This window comes from Streptomyces sp. NPDC006602 (assembly GCF_042870385.1).
Classification (GTDB): domain Bacteria; phylum Actinomycetota; class Actinomycetes; order Streptomycetales; family Streptomycetaceae; genus Streptomyces.
Genome location: NZ_JBIAHG010000001.1, coordinates 841,372 through 864,139 on the forward strand (window position 1 = coordinate 841,372; position 22,768 = coordinate 864,139).

The 22,768-nt window shown below is 70.2% G+C and carries 19 protein-coding genes and 1 pseudogene; 5 read left to right on the plus strand and 15 right to left on the minus strand.

Annotated features, from left to right (window positions below; translation table 11 throughout):
• The first annotated feature begins 63 nt into the window (after window positions 1-63).
• Window positions 64-1,731: a pyridoxal phosphate-dependent aminotransferase gene (locus ACFYO2_RS03880; RefSeq protein WP_388343568.1), complete on the plus strand. Its 1,668-nt coding sequence runs from the start codon at window positions 64-66 to the stop codon at window positions 1,729-1,731.
• Between the two features lie 353 nt (window positions 1,732-2,084).
• On the opposite strand, the gene ACFYO2_RS03885 is transcribed toward ACFYO2_RS03880, so the two are convergent.
• The 8 genes and pseudogenes from ACFYO2_RS03885 to ACFYO2_RS03920 all read right to left on the minus strand — a co-directional run bounded on the left by ACFYO2_RS03885 (window position 2,085) and on the right by ACFYO2_RS03920 (window position 8,348).
• Entirely contained in the window at window positions 2,085-3,521 is a 1,437-nt protein-coding gene (locus ACFYO2_RS03885) for a family 43 glycosylhydrolase (protein ID WP_388343570.1), read from the minus strand.
• Complete coding sequence (locus ACFYO2_RS03890) at window positions 3,503-4,435, minus strand: arabinan endo-1,5-alpha-L-arabinosidase (protein WP_388343989.1); 933 nt, start codon at window positions 4,433-4,435, stop codon at window positions 3,503-3,505. Before ACFYO2_RS03890 ends, ACFYO2_RS03885 begins: the two co-directional genes overlap by 19 nt.
• Before the next feature lie 522 nt (window positions 4,436-4,957).
• Window positions 4,958-5,254 carry a hypothetical protein gene (locus tag ACFYO2_RS03895; protein ID WP_388343573.1) on the minus strand — a complete coding sequence of 99 codons (297 nt, stop codon included), beginning with the start codon at window positions 5,252-5,254 and terminating at the stop codon, window positions 4,958-4,960.
• 260 nt (window positions 5,255-5,514) lie between these two features.
• Window positions 5,515-6,057: a GNAT family N-acetyltransferase gene (locus tag ACFYO2_RS03900; protein ID WP_388343575.1), complete on the minus strand. Its 543-nt coding sequence runs from the start codon at window positions 6,055-6,057 to the stop codon at window positions 5,515-5,517.
• Between the two features lie 56 nt (window positions 6,058-6,113).
• Window positions 6,114-6,263 (minus strand): annotated as a pseudogene (locus tag ACFYO2_RS03905) (IS5/IS1182 family transposase); the annotation flags it as partial.
• A 52-nt stretch (window positions 6,264-6,315) separates the two neighbouring features.
• Entirely contained in the window at window positions 6,316-6,690 is a 375-nt protein-coding gene (locus ACFYO2_RS03910; protein WP_388343577.1) for a VOC family protein, read from the minus strand.
• Window positions 6,691-6,928: 238 nt separating this feature from the next.
• On the minus strand, window positions 6,929-7,582 hold the full coding sequence (locus ACFYO2_RS03915; protein WP_388343580.1) for a DUF4360 domain-containing protein: 654 nt from the start codon (window positions 7,580-7,582) through the stop codon (window positions 6,929-6,931).
• A 307-nt stretch (window positions 7,583-7,889) separates the two neighbouring features.
• Window positions 7,890-8,348 (minus strand): RrF2 family transcriptional regulator, encoded by a 459-nt coding sequence (locus tag ACFYO2_RS03920; RefSeq protein WP_388343583.1) that lies wholly within the window; start codon window positions 8,346-8,348, stop codon window positions 7,890-7,892.
• A gap of 84 nt (window positions 8,349-8,432) precedes the next feature.
• On the opposite strand from ACFYO2_RS03920, the gene ACFYO2_RS03925 reads away from it, so the two are divergent.
• A complete protein-coding gene (locus tag ACFYO2_RS03925; protein ID WP_388343585.1) occupies window positions 8,433-11,456 on the plus strand; it encodes a beta-galactosidase in 3,024 nt (1,007 codons plus the stop codon).
• A gap of 28 nt (window positions 11,457-11,484) precedes the next feature.
• Here the strand turns inward: ACFYO2_RS03925 and ACFYO2_RS03930 are convergent, their stop codons facing one another.
• From ACFYO2_RS03930 to ACFYO2_RS03950, 5 genes are all read right to left on the minus strand, one after another.
• Window positions 11,485-12,999 (minus strand): alpha-N-arabinofuranosidase, encoded by a 1,515-nt coding sequence (locus ACFYO2_RS03930; protein WP_388343586.1) that lies wholly within the window; start codon window positions 12,997-12,999, stop codon window positions 11,485-11,487.
• Window positions 13,000-13,268: 269 nt separating this feature from the next.
• On the minus strand, window positions 13,269-14,237 hold the full coding sequence (locus ACFYO2_RS03935) for an arabinan endo-1,5-alpha-L-arabinosidase (RefSeq protein ID WP_388343588.1): 969 nt from the start codon (window positions 14,235-14,237) through the stop codon (window positions 13,269-13,271).
• Between the two features lie 21 nt (window positions 14,238-14,258).
• A complete protein-coding gene (locus ACFYO2_RS03940; protein WP_388343591.1) occupies window positions 14,259-15,119 on the minus strand; it encodes a carbohydrate ABC transporter permease in 861 nt (286 codons plus the stop codon).
• The gene (locus ACFYO2_RS03945) at window positions 15,116-16,054 is read right to left on the minus strand and encodes a carbohydrate ABC transporter permease (protein ID WP_388343593.1); all 939 of its coding nucleotides are present in this window, start codon (window positions 16,052-16,054) and stop codon (window positions 15,116-15,118) included. The genes ACFYO2_RS03940 and ACFYO2_RS03945 overlap by 4 nt, the downstream gene beginning before the upstream one ends.
• Complete coding sequence (locus ACFYO2_RS03950) at window positions 16,051-17,400, minus strand: extracellular solute-binding protein (RefSeq protein WP_388343596.1); 1,350 nt, start codon at window positions 17,398-17,400, stop codon at window positions 16,051-16,053. Before ACFYO2_RS03950 ends, ACFYO2_RS03945 begins: the two co-directional genes overlap by 4 nt.
• A 262-nt stretch (window positions 17,401-17,662) precedes the next feature.
• On the opposite strand from ACFYO2_RS03950, the gene ACFYO2_RS03955 reads away from it, so the two are divergent.
• The 3 genes from ACFYO2_RS03955 to ACFYO2_RS03965 are packed head-to-tail and all read left to right on the plus strand — an operon-like array spanning window position 17,663 to window position 20,953.
• Window positions 17,663-18,271, plus strand: coding sequence for a toxin-antitoxin system, toxin component family protein (locus ACFYO2_RS03955; RefSeq protein ID WP_388343599.1), 609 nt, complete (start codon window positions 17,663-17,665; stop codon window positions 18,269-18,271).
• A gap of 41 nt (window positions 18,272-18,312) precedes the next feature.
• On the plus strand, window positions 18,313-19,557 hold the full coding sequence (locus ACFYO2_RS03960) for an MAB_1171c family putative transporter (RefSeq protein WP_388343991.1): 1,245 nt from the start codon (window positions 18,313-18,315) through the stop codon (window positions 19,555-19,557).
• Window positions 19,550-20,953, plus strand: a complete 1,404-nt coding sequence (locus ACFYO2_RS03965; RefSeq protein WP_388343602.1) for a pyridine nucleotide-disulfide oxidoreductase — start codon at window positions 19,550-19,552, stop codon at window positions 20,951-20,953. The genes ACFYO2_RS03960 and ACFYO2_RS03965 overlap by 8 nt, the downstream gene beginning before the upstream one ends.
• Window positions 20,954-21,116: 163 nt before the next feature.
• Here ACFYO2_RS03965 and ACFYO2_RS03970 read toward each other — a convergent pair whose 3' ends face one another.
• Together ACFYO2_RS03970 and ACFYO2_RS03975 are read right to left on the minus strand one after the other, a co-directional pair.
• The gene (locus ACFYO2_RS03970; protein WP_388343604.1) at window positions 21,117-21,965 is read right to left on the minus strand and encodes an SMP-30/gluconolactonase/LRE family protein; all 849 of its coding nucleotides are present in this window, start codon (window positions 21,963-21,965) and stop codon (window positions 21,117-21,119) included.
• Window positions 21,962-22,735 (minus strand): IclR family transcriptional regulator, encoded by a 774-nt coding sequence (locus ACFYO2_RS03975; protein ID WP_388343607.1) that lies wholly within the window; start codon window positions 22,733-22,735, stop codon window positions 21,962-21,964. Before ACFYO2_RS03975 ends, ACFYO2_RS03970 begins: the two co-directional genes overlap by 4 nt.
• Window positions 22,736-22,768 lie beyond the last annotated feature (33 nt).

Here is a 22,768-nt window from a genome sequence, read left to right on the forward strand (position 1 = left end):
GGGCCACCCAAGACGACGGGCCCGGGTCGTCCCCACCGGTGCCCGCCCCCTACGGAGGCTCCCTTGGCTGACAACGTCACCTCGCTGTTCCGCAGCACCGCGGCGCACAGCCCGTCGATGGCGGCGCTGACCCGTGAGGGCGGCGAAGGGGCCGGTCCGGTCGACTTCTGTATCCCCTGCAACCCCTACTTCCCCACGCCCGCCATGTTCGACGACATGGCGGCCCGGTTGCGGGACATCATCACGTACTACCCGAGCAGCGCCGACACCATCACGGCCGAGCTGTGCAGTCTGCTCCAACTCCCCCCGCAGTGCGTGGCGATGGGCAACGGTTCCACCGAACTCATCACCTGGATCGACCACCTGATGGTGCGTGAGTCCCTCGCCATCCCCGTCCCCACCTTCGGCCGCTGGACCGACCAGCCGATGGAGACCGGCAAGCGGGTCGACATGTTCCCGCTCCAGGAGTCCAGCGGATTCGCCCTGGACCTCGCCCAGTACGCCGAGTTCATCCGCGCCCGCGGCACCCGGGTGGCCGTCATCTGCAACCCGAACAACCCGGACGGCGGCTTCCTGCACAAGCACGCCGTCGTGCAGTTCATGGACGCGATGGCCGACCTGGACCTGGTCGTGATCGACGAGTCGTTCCTGGAGTTCGCGGACGCGGAGGTCGAGCCGAGCGTCGTCCAGGAGGCCATGCTGCGGCCCAACGTGGTCGTCCTGCGCAGCCTCGGCAAGAACTTCGGCCTGCACGGCATTCGATTCGGCTACCTGGTCGCGAACCCCGCCCTGGCGGGCCGGATCCGCTCGATGCTCCCCAAGTGGAACCTCAACTCCTTCGCGGAGCACGTGGTGTTCATCCTGAAGGAGCACGGCGCCGAGTACGCGCAGAGCCTCCAGCAGGTCCGCCGCGACCGGCTGGACATGGCCGGCCAGCTCGCGAACCTGCCCGGCCTGACCGTCTACCCCTCCCAGGGGAACTTCCTCTTCGTACGGCTTCCCGTGGGCGCCGAAGGCACCGTGGTCCGGGACCGGATGCTCACCGAGCACCGGATCCTCGTCCGCGAGTGCGGCAACAAGATCGGCTCCTCCAGCCGCTTCCTGAGACTCGTGGTGCGCCCCCAGGTGGACGTGCGTCGCCTGGTGTCCGGCCTGGAACAGGTGCTCTACGGGACCAGGAGGGGAGCCGCCGTGCCCGAGCTGGCTACAGGGACCAGCTACAGCTCGGGTACGGCGGCAGTTGACCGGTTGGTCGGTGCCACCAACGGCGGCGGCATGCAGGGCCTCGCCGCTCAGGCCATGGCCGCCGCGCCGGGGCCCCAGGCCGCCCCGTCCATCGGCGCCGGCATGCCGATGCCCGCCGCGGCACAGACCGCACAGCCGGGTCAGCCGTTCGGGGCCGGGATGCCGATGCCGGCGGTGGCCCAGGCAGCCCCGCAGCCGGTCGGCTACCCGGCCCCGGCACCGATGCCCGCGCCGACTCCGATGCAGGCGCCGGCTCCGATGCCCGCGCCCACCCCGATGCCGACGGCGGCACCGATGCCCGCGGCGGCCGCGATGAACGGCCAGACGCCGCCGGGCGTCCCGGCCAGAGGCGGCCTCACCGCCGCGCAGGTCCGCGGCATGACCGCCCCGAGTTCCTCCGCACAGGATCTGACAGCGGCCCCGGCGACCGGCTGGCCCAACGCCCAGAGCTGGCCGAACGCTGCGGGGATGGGTCAGGCCGGGTGAAACGCCCAGACGCCGCAGGTTTGTGACTGGTCTCGCCCCCGCCGCCCCTTCCCGTTCCCGTCCTTCTGGGGCTCCGCCCCAGACCCCGCTCCTCAAACGCCGGAGGGGCTGATTTCAGCCCGTCTGGGGGTCCCCCCTCTGGGGGTATTTGAGAACGAGGCCACTTCAGGGCCGAAGCGGGGGTCTGGGGCGCAGCCCCCAGGGACGGGAACGGGGCTGATTTCAGCCCGTCTGGAGGTCCCCCCTCTGGGGGAGTTCGAGGACGAGGCCCTTCGGGCCGAAGCGGGGGTCTGGGGGCGCAGCCCCCAGGGACGGGAACGGGAAGGGGCGGCGGGGGCGAGAGGTGGGCTGTCCTACACCGGGTTCAGCCTCCACTGCTGGCAGTTGTTGCCCAGCCACGACCACTGCCGTACGTCGGCGGCGTCCGCGGTGGAGCAGTTGGCGACGTCGGCGACCTTGCCGGTGGCCTGGTTCACGATCCTGACGTAGCCGCTGTCGGTGGCGAGGAACCGGAACCGCTGGCAGGTGTTGTTCAGCCAGGACCACTGGCGCAGGTCGGCACCGTCGGCGGAGGAGCAGTCGGCGGTGTCGAGCACCTTGCCGGTGGCCACGTTCACCAGCCTGCTGGTGTCGTCGCCCTGGTCCTGGATCCGCCATTTCTGGTTGTCGCCGCCGCTGCACGTGTACTGCTGGACATTGGCGCCGTCGGCCGTCGAACTCCCGGCGACGTCAAGGCACTTGCCGCTGTTGCGGTTGCTGATGGTGTACGTGGTAGACGCGGCGGACGGCTCACCGGACGGCCCGGTCATGCTCGCCCCGAGCGCGACCGGCGTACCGAGGTTCGGCGTGCCGTCCGCGTTCCAGGTGAACTTCTGCGCCCGGGTCGTACGCCCGTTGTCGCAGCCGTCCGAGGCGGAGTCGTTGGCGTGGTAGACGATCCAGTTCTCGGTGCCGTCGGGCGAGGTGAAGAACCCGTTGTGCCCGGGCCCGTAGACCCCGGCCGCGTCGTTCCGCTGGAACACCGGCGTGGACTTCTTCGTCCACGAGGACGCGGCCAGCGGATCGGAGCCGGTGAGCGTGAGCTGGCCGAGCTTGTAGTCGGGGGTCCAGCAGCCGCTGGCCGAGTAGATCAGGAAGGTCTTACCGCCGCGCTGGAGGATCTCCGGCCCCTCGTTGACCGTGCCGCCCGACTTCTCCCAGGAGTTGGTCGGCGTGGAGATGGTGGAGAAGCCGGTGGCGAGGGTGTACGGGTTGGACATCCGGGCCGCGACGAGGTTCTGTGTGCCTCCTCCGCTCGCGCTGCCGAACAGGTACAGCTGCCCGTTGATGGTGGCGACCGTCGGGTCCAGCATCCAGGAGGAGTTGAGCTGGTTCTTGTACGTGTACGGGCCCATCGGATCCGAGCCCGCGCTCTCCAGGACGTGGGTGCGCTGTGTCGGGTTGTAGTCGGAGACGTTCTGTCCGGCGACGTAGTACAGGTACCAGCGACCGTTGAGGAAGTGGATCTCGGGCGCCCAGGTGTTGAAGCCCGGGGAGGCGGCGTCGCCCTTCCACACCTGGACGCTGGGCGCGGTGGCCAGGCCGGCGAGGGTGGCGGACTTGCGCATGGTGATGACGTCGGTCCAACTCGTCGTCACCATGTAGTAGTTGCCGTTGTAGAACGAGATCCAGGGGTCGGCGCCCTTCTGCGTCTTGATCGCGTTGGTGAACGACGCCGCGCTCGCGGACGACTGCCCGAGCGACAGGGCCAGCAGCAGCGCCGCCAGCAGGGTCAGTATGCGACGGGCCATCCGGTGCTCCAGTTCAGCAGGTTGACGCCCAGCTTGGGCGTCCCGTTGTCGTTGCCGTCGTAGTAGTGGTAGACGATCAGGTCCCCGTCGGAGTCGCTCATGATCGACTGTCCGCCGGGGCCGATGACGCTTCCGTGGGTCTCCAGCACGGGCGTCCCCCCGTTGTTCGTCATCGAGACGCCGTTCTTGTCGTAGTACGGCCCGGTGACGCTGGTGGCGCGGCCGACCTTGACCTTGTACGTCGAGCTGGTGCCGGCGCAGCAGGTGTCGTAGGAGGCGAAGAGGTAGTAGTAGCTGCCCCGCTTGACGATGTAGGGCGCCTCGACGGCCTTGGTCCCGGTCGGGCGGGAGGCGATCGAGTACCGGGTGGTGTTGGTGGAGAGCTGCTTGCCGGTGGACGGGTTGATCTGGATCATCTTCAGACCGGTCCACCAACTGCCGAAGGAGAGCCACCACTTGCCGTCGCCGTCGACGAAGAGATTCGGGTCGATGGCGTTGTAGTCGCTGGAGGTGGTGGAGGTGTAGACGATCCCCTGATCGCTCCACGACCCCGGCAGCCCGGTCGTCGAGGTCGCCAGCCCGATGGCCGACTTGTTCGACCCGAAGGTCGAGACGGCGTAGTACATCAGGTACTTGCCGCCCTGGTACGAGATGTCGGGCGCCCACGCCTCGGTGGCGTACGACGACCACCAACTCGGTTTGGTGCCGAAGGCGTCGCCGCCGTTGGTGAACGCGACGCGGTCGGTGGAGGTCTTGTGGCCGAGGCCGCCGCCGGTGCCGTAGAGGAGGTAGCGGCCGGCGGAGTTGCGGATCATCGTCGGGTCGTGGACGACGACGTCACCGGTGACCCGGCCGGGGTTGGGGTACGCGGACGCGCTGCTCGGTATCAGGGCGAGCAGGACGGCGGCGGGGATGGCGAGGAGTGCGGTTCTGCGGGGGGTGCGGGAGGTACGCGAGGTACAGGGATTTCGGGAAGTACCGGCAGTGCGGGAGGTACGGGAGGTGCGGCTCACGCGGGCCCTCCTTGCGTGGGGGGATAACGATCGGTCCGTTCGGTATTTCGATCACCGATCAGAACTTCGGACGGACCGTAGAATCGAACCCCTTGCGCGTCAATGGTCCGCGCAGCCCCAGTGGGGAATCGCCACGATCGTTATCGCCGTTCCCCGTCATGACCAGCGGCTTGCCGACAGCACCGTTCAGCGATCTGCCCGTTCACGGGTCCGGCGGAGGTCGTCGGACGCGGGAGTGAACACGCGGCGCAGCGGCAATTGGAGGATTTGGGCCAGGCGCGGCCCACAAACACGCAGGCGGAGCAGGCCTGCGGCGCGCGAGCTTGGCCCAATTCCTCCAATTACTGGAGAACGACAAGGGACTGGCCCACCCGGGCCCCCAGCCCAACGGTCACTCCAGCGGCTCGCGGTTGGGTACCCCCCTTACACCCCCGGCCCGAAGTCCGCCTCCAAGCGCTCTCTCCAGCCCGCGTCCGCCAGCCCTGCCCCCACCAGCACATCGCGCCAGTCCTCCTTGGCCAGCTGCAGGGCGTCGAGGAGGCGGTCCATGCGGCCGCGGCTGCACAGGAGGGTCGCGGCGGCGATACGTTCCTTGTCCTCGCTGTCGCCGCGCTCGGTGAGGTGGTTGACGAGTTCGGCGAGGAGTTCGCCCACGACCTGGCCGTCACGGCCTGGGAAGTCCTTGGCGATGCGCTGTTCGACGCGTCCGGTCAGCCTCATTCGTACTCCCATGCGCAAGCCCTTCGAAACTTTTGACCCTTTTCGTCCCTTTAGGGCGCCACGCTACCTCGACCTGGCCCGCCCGACGGGCTGTCTCGCCAGGACTTGACGGATCGTCGCTTAACCCGACCGACAGCCGGCCGACAGGAACCTTTCTTCACGCTGCCGCGCCCATGACAACAACCCCTCTGGGCGACAGAGCCGAAGCAGCCCACGCAGTCCCTGGAGATGGCCGAAGCCCCCGACCGTCGGGCGGCGGCCTAGCCCTGCGAGTCCGGCTTCCAGTCCTGGGCGAGGAGCCCGAGCAGCACCTCGTCCAGGAACTCACCCATCACCCAGGACGAGGAGCGCAGCACGCCCTCGCGGACGAAGCCGTTGCGCTCGGCGGAGCGCAGCATCGCGGCGTTGTCCGACAGCGTCTCTATCTGCAGCCGGTGCAGGCCGCGGACCACGAAACCGTAGTGGCACAGCACCGCGACCACATCGGTGCCGTAGCCCTTGCCGCGCGAGGAAGGCAGCAGCCCAAGGCCGATGTGCGCGGACCGGTGGTGGTTGTCGATGCCCCACAGCGTCGCGGTGCCGACCAGCGTGCCGCCCTCCAGCTCCACCACGGAGAACGGGACGTGCTGCTGCTCCTTGTCGTCCACCACCAGCCGTGCGTCCTCCGAGCCGGGCGTGATCGGCCGCCACGGCCGGCCTTCGGCCCGCGAGGCGTTGACCACGTCGTCGTAGAGCTCGGCCCGCAGGATCGGGATGTCGTCCTCATGCCGGGCCCTGAGCCCGACCTTGCTGCCTCTCAACATGCAAGCTTCCTATCCGACCGGGCTGGTCGGCGGCAATCCAATAGGAGGTCGTCTCGGTCGGTGTAGCGGCGGTAGCAGCTGAGAGCGCCGGCGATGGCGACGAAGGCCAGGAAGTGCTCGGCTTCGCGCTCGTAGCGCCTGTGCGGGCGGCGGCGGCCGTTGAGACGGCACACGGCGCGCTCGACCAGCCCGCGGTGGCGGCCCAGGCGGCCCATCCCGACCGCCTCGCCTCAGTGACCGCGGTGGGCCCGGGTGGGCTCAGTGGAGGCAGAGGCAGAACGGATGGCCGGCGGGGTCCGCGTAGATCCGCCAGTTGGCCCCTGGGCGGAGCTGGTCCGTCCGCTCCAGCACGGTCGCGCCGAGGGCGAGGGCCCGCTTCTCCTCCCCGTCGAGGTCGTCCACGTCGAAGTCCAGGTGGAGCTGCTGCGGGCGGTCCTGGCCGGGCCATTCGGGCGGTCGGTAGCCGTCCACCTTCTGGCAGGCCAGCGGCGCCCCCTCGAACCCGTGCACTTCGACCCACTCGGCCTCCCCCGGATCCGCGACCACCCGGCCGCCGAGCAGTTCCGCGTAGAACTCCGCGAGCCGTACCGGATCGGCGCAGTCCAGCGCGACCGCCTGCAGCTTTCGAATCACTTCCGACACCCCTCGCCCTTCGGCCACTTCCGCGACGCCTCCGTACGGGAGGGGTCGTACCCGCCGCGACGGCGGCCATGCGCCGCGGCATGCCGGACCCGCAGCAGCGGCGACGGCGAATGCGACTGAGACTGCGTCGACGTACCCGTCTCCCCCGACGTCCGGGCCGACTTCCTTACGCACGTCGCGAACCGACCGACGGTGGCCCCGCCGCTCACGGGGCCACCGCGGCACGTCGCTACGACTCCGGGCACTCCTTCCACGCCATGTGGTACACCGTGCTGATGTCCCCGTCCGTCGAGTCCATCGTCATGAAGCTGACCTTGCCCGGCGCCTGACTGCCGGCCGTCACGCGGAGCTCGGTGTTGATGTTGAAGTTGCGCTGAACTCCGCAGGGGGCCCAGACCAGTTGGGCCCAGTCCGTGGTGTCGGTTGCCTGCCAGTTGTCGTTGAGGGGGCCGGTGAACGGATGGTTCTTGAACACCGTGCTCGACGAGCCCTGGAAGTAGTACGAGGCTCTCTGGACGGCGCTCGCCCCGGACTGGAGTGCGGCGAAGCCGCGATAGTCCGCGCTGGCGATGGCGTACGTGAAGCCCTGCGGGACGTGCACGATCAGGTTGAGCTGGCAGTTCCTGCGGAAGGCCGTGGGGTCGGAGTTGCCGCCGGCCTGGGCGAGGTAGTCGCTGTAGGTCACGGTGAAGGCGGTGTTGTCCTCGGAGACGGCCACCGCGGCCGTGCCCTGCGGACAGCCGGAGCCGTTCACGGTGGCGACCTTGATGACGATCTTGTCCGGGGGCGGGTCCTCGAACCCGGAGGACGGGCCCTGGGCGGGCAGTGCGGCGGTGAGGAGCGCGGCGGTCACGGCGCCACTCAGGAGCAGGCCAGTAGTCACTGTCTCTCCCCTTCGGTGGGATCGGTGGGGGGTGGAGGCCCCCGACTCTCCGAGTTCCGACTCTGTGGAGAAATCGTGGAGTCCCTGTGGAGGCCCGGGGCGATCGCATCGTAGGGAGACCTGGCATGTCATGGACAGGTCGAACTCCGGCCATTCACCCCGGCCCGTTCACACCGCGACCCAGTCGCTCGCGCGCGGGCGTGCCGACCGCTGGGTTTCCTGCCGGGTGAGTGGGGATGAACGGGACGTGACCACAGGTCGTCATTCCGAGTGGAATCTGAGACCCGAATGAGGAGTACTCACAGGCTCAGGGGTTCTCCCAGGCCGCCGGTTCCGCCGCCAGCTGCCGTACCGGCTCGGGCAGGGCGTCCGCCGCGATGTCGGCGATGGTGACGCCCTCCAGGATCCTGCGGACGTTGGCGCGCAGCGCGATCCACAGCGGCAGCAGCGGCTGGGCCGATCCGGTGTACTCCAGGCCGGTGGGGCGTTCGCCGCGCACCGACACGATGGGCCCGTCCACTGCGCGGATGACGTCGGCGACCGTGATCGCGGTGGCCTCACGGGCGAGCCGGTAGCCGCCGCCCCCGCCACGCCGGCTGTCGACGATCCCGCCGCGTCGCAGGTCGCCGAGAATGCCCTCCAGGAACTTGTGCGGGATGCCCTGGACGGCTGCGACGGTCTCCGCCTTCACCGGCCCGCCGCCCTGTCGTACGGCGAGCTCCAGCACCGCCCGTACCGCGTAGTCCGCCCGCGCAGAGATCCTCATACGACAATTGTGCGGCGTCCGACCGTACAGAATGACCCAGCACCCTCGGTCGCGGACGGCACAGGCACAACAGGAGGCGCTCCCTTGGGGCTCAGCAGACGTACTTTCAGTGCCCTCGCCGGCACCACGGCGCTCGGCCTCGCGCTGAGCGGCAGCGGCAGTTCCCCGACGAACGCCCAGGCGTCCCGCAGCGTGCCCACAGGCCCCGCGCCGGGCCCGCCCGCCACCGACGGCGTGCGCCACACGGTGGGCTTCGACCGGTACTCGCTGCTGGTCGACGGCAAGCGGCTGGTGCTGTGGTCGGGCGAGATGCACCCCTTCCGGCTGCCGAGCCCGTCGCTGTGGCGGGACGTCCTGCAGAAGATGCGCGCGCACGGCCACAACGCGGTCAGCGTGTACGTCGCCTGGAACTACCACTCCCCCGCGCCCGGCGAGTACGACTTCACGGGCGTCCGCGACCTCGACCTGTTCCTGCGCACGGCCGCGGAGACCGGTCTGTACGTCGTCCTGCGCCCGGGCCCCTACATCAACGCCGAGGTCGACGGCGGCGGCCTCCCCGGCTGGCTCACGGCCACCGAGGGCCGGGCCCGCACCGCCGACCCGACGTACCTCTCACATGTCGACGAGTGGCTGACCGAGGTGAACGCGATCGCCGCCCGGCACCTGTTCACCCGGGGCACGGGCACGGTCCTGCTCTACCAGATCGAGAACGAGTACGACTCCTTCGCCCGCGACCCGATCGGGCGGGAGTACATGTCCCACCTGTACAAGAAGGTGCGGGCCGACGGGATCGACGTACCGCTGTTCCACAACGACAAGGACGGGAACGGTCGTTGGGTCCCCGGGTCGTTCGACACCGGGGGCGAGAAGGGGCGTTGGCTGTACGGCTTCGACCGGTATCCCGATCCGGCCGAAGTGCCTTTGGACTGGGGTCACTTCGGGGTCGGCGGGAGCACGGGCGGGGCCACGGCCAGTCCGCGGACGCCCGGGTTCCTCCCCGAGTTCGGCGGGGGCTGGTTCGACTCCTGGGGCGGTGCCACGTTCGGGGGGAAGGGGTACGCGGAGGCGCGGCGGACCCGGGACGCGGCCTACGAGCGGCGCTTCCACCTCACCAACCTCGCCAACGGCATCACGCTGAACAACGTGTACATGACCTTCGGCGGCACCTCGTGGGGCTGGCTGCCCGCGCCGGCCGTCTACACGTCGTACGACTACGGGGCGGCCTTCGACGAAGCGCGCAACGCCACCCCGAAGGTGGCGCCGATGCACCAGCTCGGGCATCTGCTGCAACGTGTGCCGGACTTCGCGAAGCTGGACCGGGCGGGGAAGGTGAGGGCGACGAACGACCGGCTGAAGGTCTACCACCTCACCAATCCCGACACCGGCTCCCATGTCTACGTCGTGCGCAACGACACCGACGAGGACATCTCCTCGACCATGCCGGACGCCGGGATCGACGTCCCGTTCACCGTGCCGGCCCGGGACGCGCTGCTGCTGACCGGGGAACTGGCGCTGGGGCGGCGGACGTTGAAGTTCACCACCGTGCAGCCCATGTTCTGCCTCACCGCGGGGCGGCTGGACATCGCCCTCTTCGCGGGGCGGTACGGCGAGATGGCGCAGATCGCGCTGGAGAGCGCACAGGACGTGGAGGCGACGCGGCTGGACACCGAGGCCGCGTGGATCTACGACCGCGGTCTGCTGCGGGTGACCGCGCCCCTCGGCGTCGGCGGGCTGACCCGGGTCAGGGTCGAGGCCGCCGGGTCCGAGCGGCCGCTGCTGCTGCTCTTCGCCGACGAGGCGACCGCTCTTCGGCTGTGGCCGTACGACACCCCGTCGGGCACGGTGCTGGTGTACGGTCCGGCGCTGGTGCGCGAGGTGACCGTGCGCGACGGCACGGTGCATCTGACCGGTGACACGATCGGCGAGACCGGCCTGGAGGTGTGGGGGCCGCGCGGTATCGGTGAGGTCACCTGGAACCGGCGTCCGTTGCGCACGCGGCACAGCGTCACCGGCAGCCTGGTGGCCGAGCGGCTGCTGCCCGGCGTGAGCCCGGTGCCGCTGCCCACGCTGGACTCCGGCTGGCGGCGGCGGACGGAGGACCCGGAGTCCCAGCCGGACTTCGACGACTCGGCGTGGACGGTCGCCGACAAGAAGACGTCGTTCAGTATCACGCCCGTGCCCGAGGGGCAGCCCGTCCTCTTCGCGGACGACTACGGCTTCCACTACGGCGACGTCTGGTACCGGGGGCGCTTCACGGACGCGGCGGGCGTCGAGTCGGTGTCCCTGTCCTACAGCACGGGCACGCAGGGTCTGCTGATGGCGTGGCTGGACGGGGTCGCGCTGGGCACGCACCGGATGCCGGTGCCGGACAAGGAGACGGTGGGGCAGGGCAGTTGGGCGCAGACGGCGACCTTCGACCTGCCCGAGAAGAGCCGCGAGGCGCTCCGCGCGGGGGACGGTGAGGGTGGCCGTGACTCGCACGTCCTGTCCGTCCTCGTCCGGCGGATGCAGCACGACCAGGACGGCGCGGCGGACGACGCGCACAAGGTGGCGCGCGGGCTGACGGCGGTCACCTTCAAGGGGGCCTCCCCCAACGGCGCCTCGCCGGAGCCGGAGGTCAGGTGGCGGCTGCAGGGTGCGGCGGAGCCCGACCCCGTGCGCGGACCGATGAACAACGGCGGGCTGTTCGGGGAGCGGGAGGGCTGGCACCTGCCGGGGTTCGCGGACGGCGAGTGGCGGACGGTGGACCTCCCGCACGCCGACCACGGCCAGGGCGTGACCTGGTACCGGAAGACCTTCCGGTTGGCCGTGGACGCCGGGACCGACGCCTCGATCGGACTCACCCTCGACGACGCCCCGGACCGCGCCTACCGCGTCCAGATCTTCCTCAACGGCTGGAACGTGGGCCAGTACATCAACGACGTGGGCCCCCAGCACACCTTCGTCCTGCCGAACGGGATCCTGCGCACACGTGGCACCAACACACTCGCCCTGGCGGTCCTGTCCGACGGGACCACACCGTCAGGTCTGCGGGACGTACGCCTGACGCTGCTGGGCGCGGCGGCCGGAGGAGTGCCGGTGACACCGGTGGACTCCCCCGGCCGCTGATCGTCGAGGAATCGAGGCTCGCCGAGTCCTACGCCAGCCTGATCACGTTCCAGGACAGCGGCTCCAGTACGGCGGTCAGCGTGCCGTCCGTCAGCGCCGTGCCGTCGACCGTGTGCGGGGCGACCCGCTCAGGCTCGTCGAGGGTGTTGCGGGCGTCCGGGTCGGCGTCCGCGAGGGCGCTGTGCTCGACGACCGAGGTCAGGTCGAGGCCGTTCAGGGCGACTTCGAGCGGCAGCGCGTCGGACCGGCTGCGGTTGACCGCGAAGACGGTGACCGTGCCGTCCTCGGCGCGTACGGCGGTGGCGTGCAGCAGGTCCGCCTCGCCGTACTTCTTCGTCTCGTACGTCGGTGAGTCGACGCGGACGTCGAGGACCTGGCCGCGGCCGTACTTCGAGGCCTGCGCGAACGGGAAGAACGTCGTCTGGCGCCAGGCCGGGCCGCCGGGCTCGGTCATGATCGGGGCGATGACGTTGACGAGCTGGGCGAGGCAGGCGACGGTGACGCGGTCGGCGTGCCTGAGGAGGGCGATGAGCAGCGAGCCGAAGACGACCGCGTCCGTGACGCTGTAGTTGTCCTCCAGCAGGCGCGGGGCCTCGGGCCAGTCGTCCTGCTGGAACGTCTTCGCGTGCTCCTCCCACTTGGGCAGGTACCAGACGTTCCACTCGTCGAAGGAGAGGTTGATCCGCTTCTTCGACTTGAGCCTCGCGCCGACGTGGTCGGCGGTCGCGACGACGTTGTCGATGAAGGACTCCATGTCGACGGCGGAGGCGAGGAAGGAGTCGACGTCGCCGTCCTCCGGCCAGTAGTACGCATGCAGGGAGATGTAGTCGACGAGGTCGTACGCCTCCTCGAGGACCGTCGCCTCCCACGCGGCGAAGGTCGGCATGCTCTGGCTGGAGGAGCCGCAGGCGACCAGTTCCACGCTCGGGTCGATCTGGCGCATCGCGCGGGCCGTCTCCGCGGCTGTACGGCCGTACTCCTCGGCCGTCTTGTGGCCCGTCTGCCAGGGGCCGTCCATCTCGTTGCCCAGGCACCACAGCTTGATGCCGAAGGGGTCCTTGTCGCCGTGCGCGATGCGCTTCTCGGCGAGGGCGGTGCCGGAGGTGTGGTTGGCGTACTCCTGGAGCTCCAGGGCCTCGGCGACTCCGCGCGTGCCGAGGTTGACGGCCATCATGGGTTCGGCCTGCGGGCCGACCTTGCGGAGGAAGGCGATGTACTCGGAGAGGCCGAAGCGGTTCGTTTCGGTGGAGTGCCAGGCGAGGTCGAGGCGGCGGGGGCGGTCCTCGGCCGGGCCGACGGAGTCCTCCCACTTGTAGCCGGAGACGAAGTTGCCGCCGGGGTAGCGGATGGCCGTCGCGCCGAGTTCGCGGACCAGGTCGAGGACGTCCGTGCGGATTCCGTCCTCGTCGGCGGAGGGGTGGCCGGGTTCGAAGATGCCGGTGTAGACGCAGCGGCCGAGGTGTTCGACGAAGGAACCGAAGAGGCGGGGGTTTACTTCGCCGGTGGTGAAGGCGGGGTCGAGGGTGAAGCGGGCAGTGCGCATGGGGTCCTTTCGGGATGGTGCTGTTTCGTCGCCGGGTGCGGGTCCGTCTGTGGCTGGTCGCGCCCGCGCGGCGGTAGCCGCATATCGAGCACAGCCCCGCGCCCCTAAGAGCTCCGAACAAAAGTGGAGCCCGGCTCGCGACGCCTGGCACGCACGCTCGCCGCGTTGCCGAAAGCCCCTAGTAGCTCCGCTACGAGGAGCTTCCGGCGCCTTGCGATCGCACGCACCAGACGCCGCGAGCTGATCGGACTCCACTTTTGTTCGGAGCTCTAAAAGACCATTGGCCAGCCGTTCTCTGTCCAGCTCAGCCTATTCAGCCCCAGCTTCGGCGTGCCCTGGTCCTCGGCGTCGTAGTAGTGGTACGCCAGCCAGTCCTGGCCTCGGTCGGTGAACACCGACTCGCCGCCCGTGCCGACGTACCTGCCGTGGCCGGCGAGGAGCAGGTCGCCGCCGCCCTCCAGCAGGGGCTTGCCCGCGCTGTCGACGTACGGGCCCGTCACCTTCGTCGATCTGCCCACCCTGATCCTGTACGTCGAGTTCACGCCGGAGCAACAGGCGTCGTAGGACGCGAAAAGGTAGTGGTAGCGGCCGTGTTTCACGATGTACGGGCCCTCTACCGCGTACGGCGCGTCCGGGCGGGTCGCCAGGTGGTGGACCGTCGCACCCTCGACCGCCTTGCCCGTCCTCGAGTTCAGTTCGACCATGCGGATGCCGGTCCAGTACGAACCGAACGTCATCCACAGCCGCCCGTCCGCCTGGACGATCGCCGGGTCGATGGCGTTCCAGGTGTCGGTCGTCTCGGAGGTGAAGACCTTGCCGTGGTCGGTCCAGGTGCCGGGCAGGCCGGTCGGGGAGGTGGCGACGCCGATCGCGGAGTGGTTGGTGCCCCAGGAGGAGACCGCGTAGTAGAGCCAGTACGTGCCCGCCCGGTAGGAGATGTCGGGGGCCCACGGGTCGCCGGTGTCGTTGTACTCGTACCACCAACTCGGCGGCTGGGCGAAGGCGTTGCCCGCGTCGTCCCACTGGACGCGGTCCTTCGACACGCGGGCGCCGATCACTCCGCCGGTCGAATAGGCCACGTAGCCGCCGGACTTGAGGCGGATGACGGTCGGGTCGTGGATGATCTGCTGGCCGGTGATCGGCTGCGGGTCGGGGTAGGTGACGTCCGCCGAGGCCGTGGTGGGCAGCAGGGCGAGGAGGGTCGCGGCGACGATCGCCGCGAGTCTGTGGCGCTTCAACTGCACAGCTCCTTCGGGTGGTTACTGGCCCGCGAGGCCGGTGTGCGCGACACCCGCCACGATCTGGCGCTGGAAGAAGACGAAGACGATGATCAGCGGCAGGCCCGCCATGAGGCCGCCCGCCATGAGCTGGGCCCACTGGATGCCGTAGGAGTTCATGACGGTCGCGATGCCGTTCGGCATGGTCATCAGGTCGGGGTTGTTGGTCACCATGTACGGCCACAGGAAGTTGTTCCAGGAGGCGATGAAGGTGAAGATGCCGACCGCCGCGAGGGAGGGGCGGGAGAGGGGCAGCACGATGGTGAAGAAGACCCGCCAGCGGCCCGCGCCGTCGATGAAGGCCGCCTCCTCCAGCTCGCGCGGGATGCCCTGGAAGAACTTGTAGAGGATGTAGACCATCGCGGCGGGCGCACACTGCGGCAGGATCATGCCCCAGTAGGTGTCGACCATCCCCATCTGCTGGACGGTCGTGAAGAGGGGAACGCCGAGGACCGCGGGCGAGACCATGAGGCCGGTCATGACGAGGCCCATCAACGCGCCCTTGCCGCGGAACTCCGTGCGGGCGAAGCCGTATCCGGCGAGCGCGCTGACCAGCAGCACGACGGCCGTCACGCACACCGACACCACCAGCGAGTTCACGAACCAGTTGGTGATGTTGCCGGTCTCGAAGATGGCCTTCCATGCCTGGCCCGTCCACACCTTCGGCAGCCAGTGCGGCGGCACCTCGACGGCCTCGGTCTCGGACTTGAGGGAGGTGAACAGGGCCCAGACGAGCGGTGCGAGGAACACCGCGGAGACGGCGGCGCCCAGGAGGGTGAGCACGATCTGGCTGGGCGTCCAGACCTTGCGGGGCTTGACGCGTATCGGTGCGGCGGTGGTCATCGGCCGCCCTCCTCACGGTTGCGCAGCAGCCACATCCGGGCGAGGGCGACGGCCGCGATGATCACGAAGAAGATGATGGACATCGCGGAGGCGTAGCCCACGCGGTAGCTGGTGAAGCCCTGTTCGAGGGTGTACTGCACGAAGGTGCGGGTCGATTCCTCCGGGCCGGGGGTGAAGTCCATCATCACGACGGCCTGGTCGAAGACCTGGAGCGAGGCGAGGATCTGCAGGGCGATGACGAGGCCGGTGATGTTGCGCAGCATCGGCAGCGTGATGTGGACCATGCGGTGCCAGGCGTTCGCGCCGTCCAGCTTGGCGGCCTCGTAGAGGTGCGCGGGGATGCCCTGGAGGGCGGCGAGGTAGAGCAGGAAGCTGAAGCCGACCGTCCACCACAGGGTGGTGATGACGACGGCGAGCATGGCGTACGACTTGTCGGTCAGCCACGGCGTGTCGATGCCGAAGACGTGGTTGACCATGCCCGTACCGGGGTTGAACAGCCACTGCCAGAGGTTGCCCGCGACGGTGGAGGGCAGCAGGAACGGGGCGAAGAAGCACAGCCGCCACAGCCAGGTGCCGCGCTCGATGTGGTGGGCGAGCATCGCGAGGAGGAAGGCGAGGACCGTGAGGCACGGCACGACCAGGAGCGTGAAGTAGGCGCTGTGGCCGAGCGCGTCCCACATCAGGGGGTCCTGGAGGGCCTCGCGGTAGTTGTCCAGGCCGACGAAGTTCGCGCCGTCGCCGGAGATGTTGGCGTCCGTGAAACTGAGGTAGACGCCGCGCAGCAGCGGCCAGATCACGAAGAGCAGGAACAGGGCGAGGAACGGGGCGACGAACCAGCCGCCGTGCTGGAAGCCCTGCTTGCGGCGGACGGTCGCGCCGGCCGCGGCGGTCCTCGCGCGGGCCGGCGCGAGGACGGTCTGTGCGCTGGTCGTCATGCGACCGCACCTCCCTGCGCGGCGGTCTTGCCGTCCATGGGGTTCTTCATGGCGAGCAGCGCGGTGAGCGTGCTCTTCATGCGGCGGGCGGCGGCGTCCGGCTTGGCGGAGCCCATCGTCGAGGAGACGACGATCGGGCCGACGCGCTGGGCGAGGATGCCGGTGGAGCCCGCGAACCACACCTTCGGCTCGGTGGCCTGGTGGTCCATCGCCGACACGTACTCGTTCTGCGGGCTCAGCTTCTTATAGGCCGCCGTGGACAGGGTCGGCGTGTAGGCGGGGATGTGGCCGCCGGCCGCCCACTGCTGGGCGTGCTTGACGACGTAGGCCGCGAGTTGATGGGCGCCCTCGTTGGTGGCGCCGCCGCGGTCGGACTGGTGCGGCAGTACGAAGGAGTGCGACTCGGCGTGCGTGGCCTGCTTGCCGAAGACGGGCGGCAGTGGGGTCGCGCCGTAGTCGAGCTTGGCGCCGGAGAAGACCGGCACCGACCAGTTGCCCTCCCAGGTGAAGGGGGCGCCGTTGATGAACTGTTCGCCGTCGGCGGCACCCGCGATGGAGTATCCCTCGGTGACGTGACGGCGCAGGAACTCCAGGACCTCGGTGGCCTTGTCGGTGTCGAAGGTGACGTCGGTGTCGGCGTCGTTGAAGTAGGTGCCGCCGAGCTGGGTGTAGAAGGCGACGAAGAACCACCACATGAAATTCTGGTCGTTGGCGTGCACCCCAAGGGTCTGCAGCCCCTTCTTGGTGGCCTTCTTGGCCTCCTTGAGCACGTCGAACCACTCGTCGGTCGACGTGACCGGGACCATCCGGCCGTCGTCGCCGAGCAGGCCCGCCTTCTTCAGCACGTCCTTGCGGTAGAAGCAGAGTTGGACGTGGATGTCGAGCGGGAGGGCGTAGAGCTTGCCGTCGATGACGGCGCGCTTCCACAGCGCGGGGTTGAAGTCCGCTTCCCGCACGCCGTACTTGGTGAGCAGGTCGACGTCCCAGGGGTCCAGGAGGCGGCCGGGCGAGAAGCCGGTGACCCGGCCCAGGTGCATGACGCCGAGGTCCGGTGCGCGGTTGCCCGCCGCCGCCATGGCCAGCTTGGTGTAGAAGGGGCTGCCCCACTGGAGGGTGGAGTCCTTCACGTCGATGCCGGGGTTTTCCTTACGGAAGGCGTCCAGCATGGCGATCATGTTGTAGCCGTCGCCGCCGCTGAAGAGGTTCCAGTACCGCACGCGGGTCTGTGCGCCGGAGGCGAGCGCGTCGGCGCCGGTCCCGAGTGCGGCGAAGCCGAAGCTGCCCGCGACCGTGAGGCCGCCTGCCGCGGCCAGGAGTTGCCTGCGATTCAGGCCAGGTTGTCCCATTCCCCGCCCTCACTGTTCGATATTCCGGATGGTGCTCGTAACTTCGAACGGTGACCGTAGGTTCGAAGCGCTTCCGCGTCAATGGCTGGGACAGCAATCAGCCGCATCGAAAACCTCCCGAAAGTCGGCCGAAAAGAGGCGGGCAGGACTTTCGGAAAGTGACCGTTACCGATTGAACAATGGTCGCGGGATCGCATGACGCGGACAGTTCCGGACGCGTAATCTCGGACGAGCCGCCGAACGGCGGTGAGAAGGGGGAACGATGGACATCGCGGGCGCGCGGAGGACTGCGTCCCGGATCGCCGCGGCGCTGCGGTTCTCGCGGCGCGGCGCCACGATGCGGGGCCTGGCGGCCGATCTCGCCACCGCCCTGCGTACGAGACCCCGTCCCCCGGCCGACGTCCGCGAGTTGTGCGCGGCGCTGTGCCAGGAGATGAGCGGCCGCCGCGGCGGCCGGCCCCTCGAGCTGCGCTTCGAGCGGTTCCCCGACGAGATCGAAGTGACCGGCCTGTGGGTGGAGTTCCAGGACTTCGACCTGGTCATCGTCGAGGAGCGAGCCGAGGCCGTGCAGCAACTGGTCATCCTCGGCCACGAGTTGTGGCACGTCCACGCGGCCCACACTCACCACCACGTGGCCGGTACGGCGGCGGCGCACGCCCTGGCCGACCGGCCCGGCCTGAAGGACACGGCGCTGGCCGTCGCCGCCCGTGACGGCTCCCGTGAGCGGGACGAGGCCGAGGCCGACGACTTCGGCCACCGCCTGGCCGCCGTCTTCCGGCCCCTGCTCTCCCGCACCGGGGAGCCGGGCGCGTCCCTCGACCCGGTGCAGCGGTCCATGGGCTACCGCGGACGCGGAGGTACGGCGCGGTGATCACCGCCTTCGTCGCACCAGTGGGCGGTGCCCCGCACCTGGTGGCGGGCCCGGCAGCCCTCGCGCTGGACTCGTCCCGCCTCCTCAGCGAGCTGCACATCTCCTTCTGGCTCCCGACCGCGGTCCTGACCGCCGCCCTGGCGATCAAGCTGCCCAGCATCGTCAAGATGTGGCGGGACCCGCTGCTGCGCGCCGTCGGCGGCCTGCTGCTCTTCGCCTGCGCGGTGTTCGTCTTCGCGGCCCCGGGCACCATCGCCTGGACCAACCGGGTCACCGGTGTCCCGAACATCTCGTCGCCCTGGGTGTACTCGCTGCTCACCACGCTCTGCGCGTCCTGGCTGCTGCTGATCATCGCCTGGCGCAACGGCCTCACCGACCGCGCGCACCGCACCCGCCGCGCCACCCGCTGGGTCATCTCCGTCTACGCGGGGGTGATCGTCGCCCTGTGGGTGCTGTTCGCGTTGGCGGACGCCCCCGTGGAGCGGCTGCGGGACCTGGACACGTACTACGCCAACACGCCGTTCATGCGCGAGGAGATCCTCCTCTACCTGACCGCGCACACGGTGGCCTCCACGGTCACGGCCCGCCTCGTGTGGAACTGGATCCGCACCGACGGCCTCGACGCCTGGCTGCGCTGGGGGCTCAGGCTCCTGGGCATCGGCTTCACGACGAACCTGTTCTTCGCCGTGTTCAAGCTCACCGCCATCGTCGCCCGCTGGACCGGCCACGACCTGGACTGGCTGTCCACCAACCTGGCGCCGTCGGCCGCCTGTGTCGCCGCCACCCTGGTCGCGGTCGGCTTCATCGTCCCGCACGCCGGCCAGTACCTGCAGGAACGCTGGCGTGTCCGGGTCCGCCACCGGCGGCTGCGGCCCCTCTACCTGCTGATGCGGGGCGCGACCGGCGGCCGCGAGCCGTTCACGCTGCGCGCCACCGCGGAACTGCGCCTGATCCGCCGCGAGACGTTCATCCGCGACGGCCTGCTCCATCTGTCCCGGCATCTCGACGAGGACCTGCGCACACAGTCCTACGACGCCGCCGTCGCCCTCGGCTTCGAGCGCGGCCGTGCGCAGGCCCTGGCCGCCGCCGTGACGATCCTGGACGCCGCCGGGCGACAGCATCGGCCCCCGGACGCCGGCTCCGAGGAGCGGTCGGCCGAACCGGACACCACGTATCTGCTGCGGGAGATCCTGGCCGTCTCCGAAGCACTTCGCCGCCCCGACGACATCAAGGCGGTGCGCGCACGCGCCGCCGCCCCTGCAGAGAGCGTGTCCGCGCATGACTGAACCGTCCTCCCCCCTCAGAACCGCCGTCGTCCTGGGGGGCTCCCACACGGGCATGCTCGCGGCGCGCGCCCTGGCGGAGTTCGCCGACCGGGTCGTCGTCGTCGAACGCGACGTACTGCCCGAAGGACCCGAGCCCCGCAAGGGCCTGCCGCAGGCGCGGCACGCCCACATGCTGTGGTCGGGCGGCGTGCGGGCCGTGGAGGAGCTGCTGCCCGGCGTCACCGAAGTGCTCCGGGAAGCCGGGGCGCGCCGGGCGCCGGTCACGACGGACATGGTCGTCATGGGCCCGCGCGGCTGGTTCCGGCGCTGGCCCGAGTCCCACCATGTGATCCTGTCCGGCCGGGATCTGCTGGACGCGACGATCCGCGCGCGGGTCCTCGCGGATGAGCGGATCCAACTGGTCGACGGGGCCGAGGTGGTGGGGCTCGAAGGTACGGCGGCCGCGGTCACCGGCGTACGGGTGCGGGTGGGCGACGAGGGCGAGCGGGTCATCGAGGCGGGCCTGGTCGTCGACGCCACGGGACGCGGTTCCGGCGCCTGGCGCTGGCTCACGGCCCTCGGGCTGCCCGAGGCGGAGCGGCGCGAGGTCGACTCCGGGCTGGTGTACGCCAGCCGTCTCTACCTCGCCCCCGAGCAGGCCCGGGACGGCTACCCGGTGGTCAACGTGCAGCCCGACCCCCGCGACGAGGGCCCCGCCCGGGCGGGCTTCATGCTGCCCATCGAGAACGGCCGGTGGATCGTCACCCTGAGCGGCACCCGTGGCGGCGAACCCTCCGCGGCGAACGACGACTTCGTGCGGTTCGCCCGCGAGGAGCTGCGGCACCCGATCATCGGCGAACTGCTGGAGCGGGCCGAGCCGTTGACCGACGTGTCGGTCACCCGGACGACCCTCAACCGCCGTCACTTCTACGAGCGGATGCGGGCCTGGCCCGAGAACTTCACCGTCCTCGGCGACGCCCTCGCCGCGTTCAACCCGCTCTACGGCCACGGCCTCGCGGTCGGCGCCCAGAGCGCGCTTCTCCTGCGTGACGTACTACGGCGTCAGGGCTGGGGTTCGCCGGGGCTGTCCCGTCGGGTCCAGAAGGCGGTGGCCCGGCCGACCGGCGCGGCCTGGGACCTCGCCATAGGCCAGGACGTCTTCTACCCCGGCGCCACGGAAACCGGCCCCACGCTCAGAGACCGCGTCCTCGCCGCATACGTCGGCCGGCTCATGTACACGGCCACCGGCAACGGCCGCATCGCCCGCCGCGTGACCGACGTGACCTCGCTGGAGCGGGGGGCGGCAGTACTGCTGACTCCGTCGGTGCTCATGGCGGCGACGGTGGGCCCCCTCAAACCGCCGCTGACCGCCCCACCACTGACAGTGCTGGAGCGAAAGGCGGCCGGGCTGGATTGACCCGCCCGCCCGCGCCGGGCGGCGCGCGGCCGCCAGTGGCGCGGGCAGTCGTGCCGCTGGGGCGATGGGGTCCCCCCGCTCGGGAGAAGCCGAGTGGGGGGCGGGCCCGGGCGGCACCCCGTAGCGCCGGGCTGCGCGGCCCACCCCCTGGCGCCGACACGCCTCAGCCTTCGAACGCCGGTTGCTGCAGCCCCTTCCCCGCGCCCCGCACCACCAGCAGTGACCCCGCCACCGGATGCGGCGCGGACAACCCGACACGGGCTGTCGTGATGTACAGGTCGGTCAGGTCCGCGCCGCCGAAGGCGCACGCCGTCACGCGAGGGGTGGGCAGTTCGATCACGCGGTCCAGTTCGCCGCCCGGCGTGTACCGGCGTACCGCCCCGCCGTCCCACAGCGCGACCCACACGCAACCGTCGGCATCGACCGTGAGCCCGTCGGGGAACCCGGCGCCCTCCTCGATCTCCACCAGCGGACGCCTGTTCACGGGCCGTCCGTCCACGAGGTCGAAGACGTCGACGCGACGGGTCGGCGAGTCGATGTAGTACAACAGCCGGCCGTCGGGGCTCCAGCCCGTGCCGTTGCTCACCGCCACGTCGTCCAGGAGGACCTCGGCCGCGCCGTCACCGGTGATCCGGAACAGCGTGCCCCCGCCGGGTGCCTCGTCGTAGCGCATGGTGCCGGCCCACAGGGAGCCGTCGGGGGCGACGGCGGCGTCGTTCGCGCGCCGCCCGGGCACGGGCTCGTGGTGCAGCCAGCGGAAGGTGTCGTCCTCGTCCAGCAGCCCCACCCCGTCGCGCAGGTTGAGGACGAGCCCGCCGCCCGCGCGCGGCTTGACCGCGCCCACGTGCTGCTCGGTGGTGCGGGACGTACGACGGCCGGACACCGGGTCGTACGTGTTGATCCGCGAGCCCAGGATGTCGATCCACAGGAGCCGCCCGGCCGCCGCGTCCCACGTCGGGCCCTCGCCGAGGGTCGCCTCCGCCGGGACCGCCACCTCGTACACGGCCGTCATGCCACGCTCCGGTATCCGAGCCGCTCGGACAGTTCGGCGGCGCCCTTCGCGGCGAGCTGCTCCAGCTCGATACGGCGCTCGTCGCTCCAGCGGATCATCGGCACCGAGATGGACAGCGCGGCGACGACCCGGCCGGTGCGGTCGCGGACCGGCGCGGCCACACAGGAGACGTCCGGGTTGGACTCGCGGCGCTCCACGGCGATCCCGCGCTGCCGGATCTCGGCCAGGGCCTCGCGCAGCGCGTCCGGATCGGTGATGCTGTTGGGCGTCATCGCGATGAGGTCCGCGTCCTCCGGGATGCGCGCGGTGAGTTCGTGATCGGGGAGGGAGGCCAGCAGCATCTTCCCGACGGAGGTGCAGTGGGCGGGCAGGCGCCGGCCCGCCGCCGAGACCATGCGCACGGCGTGCGTGGAGTCCACCTTCGCGATGTAGATGACGTCGGTGCCCTCCAGGATGGCCACGTGCACGGTCTCGTCGCAGGTCTCGGCGACCGAGCGGGCCACGTGCTGGCCCTCGGCGGCGAGGTCGAGCTGCTCGGCGTACCGGCTGCCCAGCTGGTACGGCCGTACGCCGAGGCGGTAGCGTCCGGGCTGACCGGGCACCTGCACGATGTACTGCCGGGCGGCGAGCGTGGTGACCAGCTCGTGCACGGTGGTGCGCGGCAGCTGCAGCCTGCGCACTATGTCGGGGGCGGAGAGCGTCCCGTCCCCGTCGAGGAAGAGCTCAAGAATGTCGAGAGCCCGGGTCACCGCAGGTACAAGACGTCCCACGACCGGCCCCCTCCCTTACTTCTAAGGCGTCTG

What these genes read in the sequence shown, in the direction of transcription:
- ACFYO2_RS03950 (WP_388343596.1), bottom strand. Translation starts at nt 17,400, where the DNA reads ATGGGACAACCTGGCCTGAATCGCAGGCAACTCCTGGCCGCGGCAGGC.
- ACFYO2_RS03900 (WP_388343575.1), bottom strand. Translation starts at nt 6,057, where the DNA reads ATGTTGAGAGGCAGCAAGGTCGGGCTCAGGGCCCGGCATGAGGACGAC.
- ACFYO2_RS03945 (WP_388343593.1), bottom strand. Translation starts at nt 16,054, where the DNA reads ATGACGACCAGCGCACAGACCGTCCTCGCGCCGGCCCGCGCGAGGACC.
- ACFYO2_RS03920 (WP_388343583.1), bottom strand. Translation starts at nt 8,348, where the DNA reads ATGAGGATCTCTGCGCGGGCGGACTACGCGGTACGGGCGGTGCTGGAG.
- ACFYO2_RS03970 (WP_388343604.1), bottom strand. Translation starts at nt 21,965, where the DNA reads ATGACGGCCGTGTACGAGGTGGCGGTCCCGGCGGAGGCGACCCTCGGC.
- ACFYO2_RS03930 (WP_388343586.1), bottom strand. Translation starts at nt 12,999, where the DNA reads ATGCGCACTGCCCGCTTCACCCTCGACCCCGCCTTCACCACCGGCGAA.
- ACFYO2_RS03955 (WP_388343599.1), top strand. Translation starts at nt 17,663, where the DNA reads ATGGACATCGCGGGCGCGCGGAGGACTGCGTCCCGGATCGCCGCGGCG.
- ACFYO2_RS03895 (WP_388343573.1), bottom strand. Translation starts at nt 5,254, where the DNA reads ATGAGGCTGACCGGACGCGTCGAACAGCGCATCGCCAAGGACTTCCCA.
- ACFYO2_RS03965 (WP_388343602.1), top strand. Translation starts at nt 19,550, where the DNA reads ATGACTGAACCGTCCTCCCCCCTCAGAACCGCCGTCGTCCTGGGGGGC.
- ACFYO2_RS03885 (WP_388343570.1), bottom strand. Translation starts at nt 3,521, where the DNA reads ATGGCCCGTCGCATACTGACCCTGCTGGCGGCGCTGCTGCTGGCCCTG.
- ACFYO2_RS03940 (WP_388343591.1), bottom strand. Translation starts at nt 15,119, where the DNA reads ATGACCACCGCCGCACCGATACGCGTCAAGCCCCGCAAGGTCTGGACG.